The 12,877-nt window shown below is 37.9% G+C and carries 15 protein-coding genes and 1 other annotated feature; of the genes, 10 read left to right on the forward strand and 5 right to left on the reverse strand.

Annotation, left to right across the window (positions count from 1 at the left end; genetic code table 11):
* Positions 1-248: 248 nt before the first annotated feature.
* The 3 genes from ACE38V_RS14040 to ACE38V_RS14050 all read left to right on the forward strand — a co-directional run bounded on the left by ACE38V_RS14040 (position 249) and on the right by ACE38V_RS14050 (position 1,175).
* On the forward strand, positions 249-431 hold the full coding sequence (locus ACE38V_RS14040) for a DUF1294 domain-containing protein (RefSeq protein ID WP_375842080.1): 183 nt from the start codon (positions 249-251) through the stop codon (positions 429-431).
* The gene (locus ACE38V_RS14045) at positions 364-516 is read left to right on the forward strand and encodes a DUF1294 domain-containing protein (RefSeq protein WP_375842305.1); all 153 of its coding nucleotides are present in this window, start codon (positions 364-366) and stop codon (positions 514-516) included. Before ACE38V_RS14040 ends, ACE38V_RS14045 begins: the two co-directional genes overlap by 68 nt.
* A gap of 86 nt (positions 517-602) precedes the next feature.
* Positions 603-1,175 carry a TVP38/TMEM64 family protein gene (locus ACE38V_RS14050; RefSeq protein ID WP_375842082.1) on the forward strand — a complete coding sequence of 191 codons (573 nt, stop codon included), beginning with the start codon at positions 603-605 and terminating at the stop codon, positions 1,173-1,175.
* A gap of 336 nt (positions 1,176-1,511) precedes the next feature.
* Here the strand turns inward: ACE38V_RS14050 and ACE38V_RS14055 are convergent, their stop codons facing one another.
* Together ACE38V_RS14055 and ACE38V_RS14060 are read right to left on the reverse strand one after the other, a co-directional pair.
* A complete protein-coding gene (locus tag ACE38V_RS14055) occupies positions 1,512-2,312 on the reverse strand; it encodes a GNAT family N-acetyltransferase (RefSeq protein WP_375842084.1) in 801 nt (266 codons plus the stop codon).
* Positions 2,313-2,375: 63 nt separating this feature from the next.
* The gene (locus tag ACE38V_RS14060) at positions 2,376-2,741 is read right to left on the reverse strand and encodes a sigma-w pathway protein ysdB (protein WP_375842086.1); all 366 of its coding nucleotides are present in this window, start codon (positions 2,739-2,741) and stop codon (positions 2,376-2,378) included.
* A gap of 121 nt (positions 2,742-2,862) precedes the next feature.
* Between ACE38V_RS14060 and ACE38V_RS14065 the strand changes: the two genes are divergently transcribed.
* Positions 2,863-3,354, forward strand: coding sequence for a dUTP diphosphatase (locus ACE38V_RS14065; protein WP_375842088.1), 492 nt, complete (start codon positions 2,863-2,865; stop codon positions 3,352-3,354).
* Positions 3,355-3,426: 72 nt separating this feature from the next.
* Positions 3,427-4,512 carry a M42 family metallopeptidase gene (locus tag ACE38V_RS14070; protein WP_375842090.1) on the forward strand — a complete coding sequence of 362 codons (1,086 nt, stop codon included), beginning with the start codon at positions 3,427-3,429 and terminating at the stop codon, positions 4,510-4,512.
* A gap of 55 nt (positions 4,513-4,567) precedes the next feature.
* Here ACE38V_RS14070 and ACE38V_RS14075 read toward each other — a convergent pair whose 3' ends face one another.
* Complete coding sequence (locus ACE38V_RS14075; RefSeq protein WP_375842092.1) at positions 4,568-5,287, reverse strand: ZIP family metal transporter; 720 nt, start codon at positions 5,285-5,287, stop codon at positions 4,568-4,570.
* 500 nt (positions 5,288-5,787) lie between these two features.
* Positions 5,788-5,994, reverse strand: a complete 207-nt coding sequence (sspI, locus tag ACE38V_RS14080; RefSeq protein WP_375842094.1) for a small acid-soluble spore protein SspI — start codon at positions 5,992-5,994, stop codon at positions 5,788-5,790.
* A 116-nt stretch (positions 5,995-6,110) separates the two neighbouring features.
* Here sspI and ACE38V_RS14085 point away from each other — a divergent pair, with 116 nt between their 5' ends.
* The 3 genes from ACE38V_RS14085 to pheT all read left to right on the forward strand — a co-directional run bounded on the left by ACE38V_RS14085 (position 6,111) and on the right by pheT (position 10,713).
* Positions 6,111-6,869, forward strand: a complete 759-nt coding sequence (locus tag ACE38V_RS14085) for a TrmH family RNA methyltransferase (RefSeq protein WP_375842096.1) — start codon at positions 6,111-6,113, stop codon at positions 6,867-6,869.
* Between the two features lie 70 nt (positions 6,870-6,939).
* Positions 6,940-7,184 (forward strand) — a binding site (T-box leader).
* A 56-nt stretch (positions 7,185-7,240) separates the two neighbouring features.
* Complete coding sequence (pheS, locus tag ACE38V_RS14090) at positions 7,241-8,278, forward strand: phenylalanine--tRNA ligase subunit alpha (RefSeq protein ID WP_375842098.1); 1,038 nt, start codon at positions 7,241-7,243, stop codon at positions 8,276-8,278.
* A gap of 20 nt (positions 8,279-8,298) precedes the next feature.
* Entirely contained in the window at positions 8,299-10,713 is a 2,415-nt protein-coding gene (gene pheT, locus ACE38V_RS14095; RefSeq protein ID WP_375842099.1) for a phenylalanine--tRNA ligase subunit beta, read from the forward strand.
* Between the two features lie 267 nt (positions 10,714-10,980).
* Here the strand turns inward: pheT and rnhC are convergent, their stop codons facing one another.
* On the reverse strand, positions 10,981-11,919 hold the full coding sequence (rnhC, locus tag ACE38V_RS14100) for a ribonuclease HIII (protein ID WP_375842101.1): 939 nt from the start codon (positions 11,917-11,919) through the stop codon (positions 10,981-10,983).
* A gap of 139 nt (positions 11,920-12,058) precedes the next feature.
* On the opposite strand from rnhC, the gene zapA reads away from it, so the two are divergent.
* The gene (gene zapA / locus ACE38V_RS14105) at positions 12,059-12,319 is read left to right on the forward strand and encodes a cell division protein ZapA (RefSeq protein ID WP_375842104.1); all 261 of its coding nucleotides are present in this window, start codon (positions 12,059-12,061) and stop codon (positions 12,317-12,319) included.
* Positions 12,320-12,326: 7 nt separating this feature from the next.
* A complete protein-coding gene (locus ACE38V_RS14110) occupies positions 12,327-12,869 on the forward strand; it encodes a CvpA family protein (RefSeq protein ID WP_375842106.1) in 543 nt (180 codons plus the stop codon).
* Positions 12,870-12,877 lie beyond the last annotated feature (8 nt).

Genomic DNA, 12,877 nt, shown 5'->3' on the forward strand with positions numbered 1-12,877 from the left:
CCTCCACCAAAAGAATATTACTTTCTGACTATACATGATGAAAACAGTCATATAAAATTTAAAAAACTGAGAAAAACGGAGAAAACGCGAGAAAATCGTTACTTTTATGAGGGAGTATAAATTGGCAGGGGTGATGAAGATCGACGTAGTGGCCAATTTTAGGAGTAAAGTATAAAGGCAACTACGCCTCTGTCTTCTCCTGAAGGCTTGCCAATCGGCGAGTTTTCTTTATCCCTATAGGAGGCTTTATGTTACTTTATTTTGCTGTTTATTTTTTAGCAATCAATATCATTGGCCTAATGGTCATGTTGATTGATAAAAGAAGAGCGATTCACCATCAATATCGAATTCCTGAAAAAAACATTGTGGTTTATTACGATTATAGGAGGGGCAATTGGAACAACTTTAGGGATGTGGTTATTTCGCCATAAAACAAAGCATATATCCTTTAAATGGGGGTTCCCGTTTATTGCTATTTTACAAGTGCTACTGCTTTTTTATTACTTAATAGAATAAAGGGATTCCATTATTTTGTCATAATAGCCATACATGTTATATAGGATAGAATAACAACAAGATAATGAGCAAAAGTAGGTGTAGAAATGGATGAGGAGTTAGCTCTGTTATTTGTCATCGTCAAAGCGGGCGGTATTTTTGCTCCACTAGCCTTTATTGTTTTTCATTTTCTTCGGCAATTTCTATTTATTCCTGTCGCTGTTTTATGTGTGGCAGGTGGTGTGTTATTTGGAACGATTGCAGGGACGATATACTCTTTGATTGGTTTAGTGCTTAGTAGCCTACTATTCTACATTTTGTTGAGGAGGATGCCGAAGACCTATGACAAGCTGTCCAAGGTTAAAAGGAAATGGTTCGGAGAGTATCGAAATTTAACCGTTAGCCAAATTACGATCTTACGATTAATTCCTTTCATTCATTATCATTTACTTAATTTTTGTCTTATCGAACGGAAAAAAAGCTTTCGGGAATATATGAAAGCTTCATGGATCACTAATTTACCGCTAGCCTTCTTCTATACCGTTTTTGGTCAGTTTATTAGCCATTTCACGCCAACCATGATTGTGATCATTCTTTTCGCTCTATCCGTTCTTGTTTATATCCTTCGCGAAAAAGTCGCCGTGATTAAATGGAATGAGTTTTTTAAGGCGGTTGGATAATTGTAAGAAATGGTGGCTCGTTTTAGTCAGTGTTGATTTTTAAAATTGGAAGAAAGTTTGTTTAAAATAGGGAAGAACAATCTTTGTTAAGAGGTTGATAGAGAAGGCGCTGTTCATTTGGGGTTGAATTTAAGTCATCAGGAAGAAAAAAGTCGTTCATAAGGGAAATGAACGACTTTTTTTTGAAAGCTAAAATTTATAAAGTGAAATGGAACGATTTGAGCCCAAGATTCCAAACTGAGCTAATGTAAACATATAGGAATAATCAAAACAAATTTTGTGCATACTCGTTTATTTTTTTTCAGGGTCAACCCTTTTATAAAAGATTATAAAGAGTCACTTTTTCTTCAATGTATACATCATCCATAAACCAATGTCCGTAAAGCCAATTCGCTTATAAATGGCGCCAGCCTCTGGATTATCATAAAAGAGGCATAATTCTTTTCCTTCTTGCAGAAGTTCTCTGCAAAGATGAGTGACGCATTTAGTTGCATACCCTTTTTTAGTAAAGGCTTCAAGTGTGGCAACACCAACGACCATGGCGGAAAGAGAATTTTCAGCTGTTGTGGCAGCAGTTGAGACTATTTGCTGGTGGTCTAGAATATAATAGGTGCGACCAACTTCGTCCTCCAATTTTTTTCGCTCTTTCTCTATGGTAATGAGAGATTCACTAAATTCCGGTATGGAAGTCAGTAGCTTAACTATTGATTCCACGTCTTCGATGGCTGCCTTTTGAACAATGGAGGTATCCATATTAGAAACAATTGAGCTGATCTGAGTACATTTTGCATAATAGGTTTGTCTTTTTCTTTTGATGCGTTGATTTAGGAAGGGTTCAATTTTTTCTGTGATTGGTTTGAGGCCGGACATATTGGTGCTATTTGGTTCATTTAAGATGATTTCAGCAAAACCTTGTGCGTCAAACTCATTTTTTGCATAAGGAATAAAATTCTCATGATATTTTAATAATACTGCGATGAATTCACCGTTATTATTAAATTCTCCCCAGAGCTTTTGAAACGGCTGCTCGAATCCATAGGCTTCAATATCACCGATGATAAACAAATTTTCTGATGGTTGCTGTTTGATGAACTGGAGACAAGCATGTGCGTCTCTTTCTGTTAATCTTCGAATCATTTCTTCTCCTCCCCATAGATAAATATTTACATATTTTACTACAAAAAGATAAGAGAAGACCAGCTATAAATAAGTATTTTTCCAATCAATTTTGCAATTTGGGTAGACTTTATTAAGCTGATGTTCAATATAATTAAGATCTTTTTTGGAAATTTTTGAAATTGCTTCACCTTGGTGGGGCCAAATAAATATGGATACAACTTCTGCCGAATTTTCTCTTGAACTTACATATTTTTCTCCTTCAAAAAGAAAACCTTTGTAGGTAAGCAATAAATTTCTGCGGATATTGTTTGGTTGGTCATTTAGGTAAAATTGTCCCTTTTGCATCGCATTTTGCAGCTTTCTCTTGGGACCGATAAAATATTTCATGCCCCTATACATGTAGAAAAGTAAGAGGGAGACAATTAAAAGACGAAGTAACCAGAGCATAAGCATTTCTCCTTACAAAACAATCTAATCTATATAATTACGATTCAGATAAAATATAGTTTCAAAATCAGGCATTTTTGATAAACTTTTTAAGGAGAAATAAAAAAGGTTGTGATATTTTATGAAGATAAAAAAATTATTTGAGATGCAAAAGGCATTAGATCAGCATATTGAAACGAAGCATCAGCTAATGGAGGAAAATTTATTTGATCGTAAGGTACTGGCTTTGCTCGTTGAAGTTGGGGAGTTAGCGAACGAAACCCGATGCTTTAAATTTTGGAGTGTCAAATCCGCTTCTCCTGATTCTGTGATAATTGAAGAATTTGTTGATGGTATTCATTTTATTTTATCGCTAGGAATTGAATGCGGATTTGATCAAGAAATGGTGCTTGAACCAAATGTCAATCAAGCAGGATCTTTGAGTGAAGAATTTATCAAGGTGTATGAGCTAATAACGAAGTTTCGCTTGGAAAAGTCCTATGATGTATTTCAGCAATTATTTAATCAATATATTTTAATAGCTAGACTTCTTGGATTTACATCTGATCAAATTATTCAGGCATATTTGAAGAAAAATGAAGTAAATTATGAAAGACAAAAAAATGGGTATTGAGTGAATTTTTGTGCATTTATAATAATAACGATATAATAGGGAAGACACTAATTATTAAGGGAGTCGAAACTTATGGCAAAAATGGATGAAACATTATTAATGCTAAAAGATTTAACGGATGCCAAAGGAATTCCTGGCAATGAACGTGAAGTTCGCGAAGTCATGAAAAAATACATAGCTCCACTTGCAGATGAAGTCACAACGGATAACCTCGGCAGTTTAATTGCGAAAAAGGTCGGAAATGCGGATGGACCAAAAATAATGGTGGCAGGGCATTTAGATGAAGTAGGCTTTATGATTACTCATATCGATGAAAAAGGCTTTTTGCGCTTTCAAACCGTTGGTGGCTGGTGGTCACAGGTTATGCTGGCCCAAAGAGTCACGATTGTTACTAAAAAGGGAGAGATTACGGGAATAATTGGTTCAAAGCCACCGCATGTTCTTTCAGCTGAAGCACGTAAAAAACCAGTTGAAATCAAGGATATGTTTATTGATATTGGGGCTTCCAGCAAGGAAGAGGTACTTGAATGGGGAGTTTGCCCAGGAGATATGGTTGTTCCTTACTTTGAATTTACCGTCATGAATAATGAGAAGATGCTTTTAGCGAAAGCATGGGATAACAGAATTGGCTGTGCGATTGCGATTGATGTATTGAAAAATCTTCAAAATACGGAACATCCTAATGTCGTTTACGGCGTTGGAACTGTTCAGGAAGAAGTTGGTCTTCGCGGCGCAAAAACAGCTGCGCAAAAGATTGAACCGGATATTGCCTTTGGTGTTGATGTAGGGATTGCCGGAGATACTCCAGGAATAACGGAAAAAGAAGCATTAAGTAAAATGGGAAAAGGTCCGCAAATTATTTTATATGATGCATCAATGGTTTCCCACAAAGGGCTGCGCGATCTTGTGACAGATACAGCTGATGAATTCAATATTCCTTATCAATTTGATTCTGTTCCTGGTGGGGGTACGGATTCTGGTTCTATTCATTTAACACATAAAGGGGTACCCGCGTTATCCATTACAATCGCCACTCGATATATTCATTCTCATGCGGCGATGCTTCATCGGGATGATTATGAGAATGCCGTGAAGATAATTGTTGAAGTGATTAAACGTTTAGATCGGGAAACAGTAGATAAAATTACATTTGAATAAAGGGAAGGGACTACCATGAATAGGTAGTCCCTCTTGAATTTTTCCCAAATGAAAGTTACGTAATTAAAAGCATAAATAAAAAGCCAAAGACAAAATAAAATGTAGCACTTCGCTGATAACCATGACCGTGGCTCTCTGGTATAAGCTCTTTGTATACTAGGTATAGCATGGCTCCAGCAGCAATTCCTAATCCAACACCAATGGTGCTTTGAAAGGAATAACCGATTAAATACCCGATAATGCCTCCAACAATTTCTACAACTCCTGTTAGCGTTGCTATCAGAACTGCCTTGATACGATTCATTTCACTATTGACTAAATATAAAGCTACAATCAGACCTTCCGGCATATTCTGTAATCCAATCGTTATGGCCATTAAAACCCCTAAATGTTCATTCGTTTGACTGGAATAGGATAAGCCGACACTGGCTCCTTCCGGGAAGTTATGAAGCATTAATGCGATTAAGACTAGGATGGCACTTTGCTTTTTCTTTTCATCTAAATTATGCTCAAGTTCAACATGGGGCAGTGTCTTTTCTAATAAATCTAACATAATGACACCGAGCACAGTTCCGATACATGCCGTAATCGTCCCACTTGCGTCAATGCTTGCAGGTATCAGTCCGAAAGCAGTAGCAGAAACCATGACACCAGCAGACAGTGCAAGTAAATTATCTCTTGTCTTATGTTTAATGGTCTTCATAAATAGGACAGGCAATGCACCCACGCCGGTGGCAAAGGCAGAGCAAAAGCTCCCTAATAGCATGGTTAACATTTTGAGATTTCCTTTCTTGTTTGTCTTAAAAACGGAACGATCTATCGGATTTTTGTTTGCAGCTGGAGTTTTACTTAACGTATTAACATTTTTCTAAGTCTCCAATAATCGTCCCCTTTTTCCATATTTATTGATGAAGTTTTTACTTCATTCACAATATTTCCAATTGCTTTCATTTGCCATGGTGAACGGTAACTATATAGTTCGTTCCCCAAATGATATTCAATTGTTGTGTCAAGACAATTTGATTATTTTCTCCATTATAAGTGACTGCATAAAAAGAATCGTCCATCAAATTAAATAATACATATATGAAAAAAAGGGCTCTAATTGGGAGACATTTTACTCTTATTTAACACCAAGCCCAAGTTATCGTTCTTATTTTATCAATTTTGAATCATAAGCGCATAAAATGATAGGAAAAATTGAAGGAAGAAAGGAAAAAAGCTAGACCATATATTGGTTCTAGCTTTTAACTTTAGGGAAATTTTTTATCACTGTTATTTTAATCCGTCCTCTAATACTTGAAGCATTTCCTTTCTTTCATTCTCGGAGGAATGATTCCAGATGACTTCGAACAGAACACCAAGTCCAGGGAGCATTTTTTCCTCTCCTGTTTGAATTGCATCGACAATGGTTTCTCTGAGCTGTTCTTGAGTATTTCCGGATACGTTATGTATAATCGCATTTCTTAAGTTTAAATTCACTTAGCCAGTCTCCCTTCTCATTTAATTATTAATATCATTTTCTTTTTTTGGATTTATTATGTATTTAAGTTAAGATATAATAAGAAAATTGGAGTAGGAAAGGAGGAGGGCACAGAATGATGCATATCTCTTCTGCCAAAAATCCTCAAGTCAAACAATGGAAAAAGCTTTTAACAAAAAAAGAAAGAGATCGGTCTGGACTATTTCTTGTTGAAGGTTTTCACCTTGTGGAAGAAGCCTTGTTTGCCAATCAAATTGTTGAAATGATTGTGCATGAAGAGGTGGAACTGCCAGTAAAATGGAATTATCGTGATATTCCGGTTACGATGGTAACAGATGAAGTCATTAGAGCCTTAGCGGAAACAGAGACACCGCAAGGAATTGTTGCGATTTGTGAACAACAACAGGTGGAGCCAATTCACACGAAGGGGAAACGCTTCTTATTAGTGGATGCCGTCCAGGATCCCGGAAATCTAGGGACGATGATTCGTACTGCGGATGCTGCTGGAATGGATGCCATAATCGTTGGTGATGGAAGTGTAGATATCTATAATCCAAAAGTGTTACGTTCGGCACAAGGTAGTCATTTTCACTTGCCTGTTGTTAGAGGTCATTTAGAGGAATGGATTCCCCAATTATTGGAGCGGCAAATTCCGGTTTTCGGGACAGCTTTAGAGGGGGCAAGGGAATATAAAGAGATACAGGCAGCTTCCCAGTTTGCCTTGCTTGTTGGAAACGAAGGAAATGGTGTGAAGAAGGACTTTTTAAAGCAGACATCCACCAATTTATATATCCCGATTTATGGAAAAAGTGAATCATTAAATGTTGCAGTTGCGACCGGAATCTTGTTATATTATTTAAGGAATGAAAAATAGGTCTTATTTTTCTTAAATCCGTTTGAAACCTAACGGAAGATATACTATAATAGACGGAAAACTACATATTGAAAAATCACTGACGGAGAAGAGTAGCTTGCTGGTTCTATTTTAAGGGAGAAAATGCCTTGACTGAAAGCATTTTTATAGATAAAGGTAAGGGAAGTTCACCTCCTGAGTGGCATCGGGACCATATGGATTTTTAAATGTAAAGATGCATCGGTGGAAAGCCGTTATCTGAATGAAGAGAACACAAATGATTTTGTACATTGTGTTCATAAGGGTGGTACCGCGATATAAAACCTCGTCCCTTTTTGGGGGATAAGGTTTTTTTTATTGGAAAAATCAAGAAATGAAGGAGGATTCAAAACATGCAGGAGCAATTAAAACAGCTGCAACAAGAGGCGCTTGAAAAAGTAAATCAAGCAAGTGACCTGAAAGAATTAAATGATATTCGTGTCGCTTATTTAGGGAAAAAAGGACCGATTACGGAAGTTCTAAAAGGAATGGGAAAATTATCTGCGGAAGAACGTCCAAAAATGGGAGCTTTAGCAAATGAAGTTCGTGATGTAATTTCTGCAAGCATTTCCGAGAGACAACAGGTCTTAGAAAAAGCAGCGGTTGAAGCGAGGCTTGCTTCTGAAACCATTGATGTAACATTGCCAGGAAGATCAATTCAAGCTGGTAATTCCCATCCATTAACCCGCATTATCGAAGAATTAGAAGATTTATTTGTTGGGATGGGCTTTACGGTAGCGGAGGGCCCTGAAGTAGAGCAGGATTATTATAATTTTGAAGCTTTAAACTTACCAAAGGGACATCCGGCACGAGATATGCAGGATACCTTCTATATTACAGAAGAAACTTTGCTTCGTACGCACACTTCTCCAATGCAAGCAAGAACGATGGAAAAACATAAAGGAAAAGGTCCGGTCAAAATTATTTGTCCTGGAAAAGTGTATCGTCGCGATAATGATGATGCCACACACTCTCATCAATTTATGCAAATTGAAGGGTTGGTAGTAGATGAGAATATTCGTATGAGTGACCTAAAAGGAACACTTGAGGTTTTTGCTAAACAAATGTTCGGTGAAGAGCGCGAAATCCGATTACGCCCAAGCTTTTTCCCATTTACGGAGCCTTCTGTTGAAGTGGATATTTCTTGTAAAATTTGCCATGGTGATGGCTGCCATGTATGTAAAGGTACCGGCTGGATTGAAGTGCTTGGTGCAGGAATGGTGCATCCAAACGTGCTTGAAATGGCAGGCTTTGATTCTAAGAAATATTCAGGCTTTGCCTTTGGCATGGGGGCAGAGCGAATTGCTATGTTAAAGTATGGCATTGACGATATTCGCCACTACTATACAAATGATATTCGTTTCTTAAAACAATTTGCAGTACAAGAGTAAGTAGAAGGGATTGAGAATTCATGTTTGTATCATATAAATGGCTGCAGGAATATGTGGATTTGGCAGGTGTTACTGCTGAAGAACTAGCAGATAAAATTACGAAAAGCGGGATTGAAGTTGAAGGAGTAGAAACTTTAAATGAAGGCATTAAAGGGGTCATAATCGGTCATGTTGTTGAAAAAGAGCAGCATCCAAATGCGGATAAATTAAATAAATGTCTTGTAGACCTCGGTGGAGAAACACCCGTACAAATTATTTGTGGGGCTCCGAATGTTGATAAAGGACAAAAGGTGGCTGTTGCGACAATTGGCGCAGTTCTTCCTGGAAATTTCAAAATTAAAAAGGCGAAGCTTCGCGGGGAGGAATCCAATGGTATGATTTGTTCCTTAAAGGAACTGGGAATTGACCCAAAAGTAGTAGCAAAGGATTTTTCTGAAGGTATTTTTGTTTTCCCAAGCGATGTGCAGGTTGGGGCAGATGCGATTTCATATTTACAACGGGACGATTGTATTTTAGAACTGGGATTAACTCCTAATCGCGCCGATTGCCTAAGCATGATTGGTGTTGCCTATGAAGTAGCAGCCATCTTAGGCAGAGAAGTGAAGCTTCCAAATCCAGAAGTAAGCCCATCAAATGAAAAAGCTGAAGATTATATTCAAGTGACGGTTGATGCTAAAGAAGATAATCCATTATATGTCGCAAAAGTAATCAAGAATGTAAAAATAGGTCCATCCCCATTGTGGATGCAAGGCAGATTAATGGCTGCAGGTATTCGACCACACAATAATGTTGTCGATATCACGAATTATATTTTATTGGAATATGGTCAACCACTACACGCTTTTGATTATGATCGTTTAGGTTCAAAGGAGATCTTGGTCCGTCGTGCAAATGAGGGAGAAAAGCTGACTACTTTAGATGATGCAGAGAGAACTCTTACGGGCGATCATTTAGTTATTACAAATGGCAAAGAACCAGTGGCATTAGCTGGTGTCATGGGTGGAGCAAACTCTGAAGTTCAATCGGATACGACAACCGTACTATTAGAATCTGCCTATTTTAATGGAGCAACAATCCGCAAGGCCTCTAAGGATCATGGCCTAAGAAGTGAAGCCAGTGCACGTTATGAAAAAGGCATTGATCCAAATCGTACTCGCATAGCTGCTTTAAGAGCGGTTGAATTAATGGCCCTTTATGCTGGCGGCGAGGTTTTAGAAGGTTCTGTTGAAGCAGATACCTTATCTGTTGAGCCCGCTGTAGTCACGATAACCTTAGAAAAAATAAATCGCGTGCTTGGAACAACCATTACGGTTTCAGAAGTTGAAGATATTTTCTCTCGTTTGCAGTTCGATGTACGTGTCGATAATGAAACATTCACCGTTACAGTACCAACAAGACGCGGGGATATTACGATTGAAGAAGATTTGATTGAAGAGGTTGCCCGACTTTTCGGATATGATAATCTTCCTACAACCTTACCAATTGGTTCTTCAACTCCGGGACATTTAACAGAGTATCAGAAGAAACGTCGAGTTGTTCGCCGCTTTTTGGAAGGCGCGGGTCTATATCAAGCGGTCTCATATTCTTTAACAAGTCGTGAGAAGTCGACGCAATATGCGTTAGCAAAATGTGAGCCCATCCGCTTGGCTATGCCAATGAGTGAAGATAAAAGCTTCCTTCGTTTAAGCATTCTTCCACAGCTGCTGGAAGTGGTGAAGCATAATAATGCACGTCAAAATGAAAATATGGCCGTGTTCGAGACCGGTGTGGTTTTCTTAGAAAAGGGTAAGGATGTATTGCCTGAAGAACAGGAGCATTTGGCTGGTGCAATTACAGGTCTATGGCATTCTCATTTATGGCAGGGTGAAAAGAAAGCAGTAGATTTTTATGTAGCAAAAGGAATTCTTGAGGGCTTGTTTACTCGCTTAGGCTTACAGGATCAAGTGGAATATCGCGCTCAGACAATTGAAGATATGCATCCTGGACGTACAGCTGAGGTAATCCTTGCAGGAAACAGCATTGGATTTGTCGGACAAATCCATCCAAATGTGCAAAAGGATTTGGATTTAAAAGATACCTATGTGTTTGAACTATCATTAAAGTCTATTTTAGATGCAGAGGTGGAACCTTTACAATATCAAGCCATCCCTCGCTTCCCTTCTATTACAAGAGACATTGCTCTTGTTGTGGATCAAGAAATGACAGCTGGCAAGCTGCAAAGTGTGATCGTGGAAGCAGGAGGAGCTTTATTGAAGGAGGTTCATATCTTTGATCTATACGAAGGAGAACGAATGGAACCAGGTAAAAAATCCATTGCCTTCACACTTAAGTATTTTGATCCAGAAAAAACTCTTACAGATGAAGAAGTAACAAAAGCACATGAACAAGTACTTGCTGCAGTCAAGGATAAAGCAGGAGCAGTGTTAAGAGGTTAATGCATTTTGTATGGGGTCTCACTTTTAGACATGGTCCAAAGGTGAGGCCCCATTTTTTATCCCACTCTTAACGGACAGTAAGACTCCCACTTCAAGATTCTGAGAATACGAAGAAGATAAGTGGGAGATCGACTGTCCGTAAAGGTCCGATAAGTTCAACTAACCATCAGTGGGGGATGAATGGCAGACTAAAAGCGCGATGTCAATCGCAACGTCTGCACTAGCACGTCCTGTGCGTCGAAAACCCCCACTGATGGAAGTTTCACTTTATAATAGCTTAAGCGCTTTGTCTGTATTAGCAAAATGAAGTTTTACAAATTGCGGAAGGATTTCTTTGCCTTTTGCTTTTATTAATTTTGCACAAGCGACATCCACTTGGTGTCCTGCACCTTTTGGTATTTTAAAACCGGCTTTTTCACTTAATTTATCAAAATGCTGAATAAAGGCATAACGAGCCAAGATGGAAGCGGCGGCTACAGCGATGTGAATTCCTTCTGCCTTAGTACTGAAATATACATTTTCACGAACAATCGTAGACTGTCCTTTTAAGTAATTGTAATAAACCCCAACTTGTGCAAATTGGTCGATAAGAATCGCTTCTGGTTTTGCTGGGGCAATTTTATCTAAAACATGTTTTAGCGCTTGGTTATGCAAGAGTGCTTTCAATTTTCCCTGAGACATTCCTGATTTTTGTAATTGATTATATTTTTCGTTATGTAAAGTTAACAAACTATAGGGAATGACCTCCTTAATTTGTTTGGCAATTTCACCAATCTTTTCATCTGTTAAGCTTTTGGAATCCTTGACTCCAAGCTCCTTTAATAGCGGAATATCTTCTCTTTTAACAAAGGCTGCAACGACTGTAATGGGTCCAAAGAAATCTCCTGTTCCCACCTCATCCGACCCTAGAACGGACAGAGTTTCAAAGTGAGCTGGTAAATTTCCATTGCTTCCTTGTGGGGTAGGCTTCTTTTTTGACATTGGTTTAGCAGAAGCCCCATTCAAAGAATCCCATTTTCTTGCCTCAGTTTCACTTCCGGCACCTTGAAAGAGCACCTTCCCAGATTTATAGGCTGTAATTGAACAACTGGAGGTTTTGGCAGCAAAAATTCCCCCTGTGGGGATTTTTGCTGAAAGATTTTCTTTGTAATAATCTTTCATTTCATTAATTTCCTGCAGGCTTTTTATAATAACCGTATTACTCATTTTTTCACTCCTAGAAAAATACTTTAATAGAATACTTTGACACATGAAATTGTCGGAATTTGCCTCACTTCTACTTTCCACTATAATAGGTTCATGTTATGATAAACATTAGGATTCTTTAGAATGGAGGCTTAAAGGCTTGTTTGATACACAAAAGCAGCGTATAACGGTGGATATATTTGGTGATCAGTATACAATTGTTGGAAGTGAAACTTCAAGTCATATCCGTCTTGTTGCATCTTTGGTTGATGAAAAAATGCATGAAATCAGCACAAAGAATCCATCGCTTGATATTAGTCGATTAGCTGTTTTAACTGCGGTAAATGCTGTCAATGATTATGTGAAATTGAAAAACCGTGTTGAGCAGCTAGAACAAGAATTAAAAAGAGTAAAGGACTGAAATAGTCATGCTTGATTTAGCAATTCTATTGATTTTAATTATTGGTTTTTTTGTCGGATTGCGAAGAGGCTTTATCCTCCAGGTCATCCATTTAACTAGTTTCATTATCTCCTTTATTGTCGCAAGTTTATACTATGATGATCTATCCTCCAAATTGACTCTTTGGGTTCCCTATCCATCTATAGGGGAAGATTCAACAATAGCTATGCTGTTTGACAATGGGAATTTAGAAGATGCCTATTATCGCGCCATCGCCTTTGTCGTGATTTTTTTTGCAGTAAAAATAATCCTACATATTATTGGTAGTATGCTAGATTTTCTTTCCAATTTACCTATTTTGAAAACACTAAATGTATGGGGCGGAGGAGTATTAGGCTTCCTTGAAGTATATCTTATCATTTTTATCTTATTATATATAGCAGCACTTGTGCCGATAGATGCGGTGCAAACACCATTAAATCATTCGTTTATCGGAGAAGCGATTGTGAAGCATACCCCGATTTTTTCACAGAAAGTAAAAGAGCTTTGGATTGATTATATCGGTTCTTAAATGGTTTG

It is taken from the genome of Cytobacillus sp. Hz8, from assembly GCF_042263505.1.
Lineage (GTDB): Bacteria > Bacillota > Bacilli > Bacillales > Cytobacillaceae > Bacillus_BE.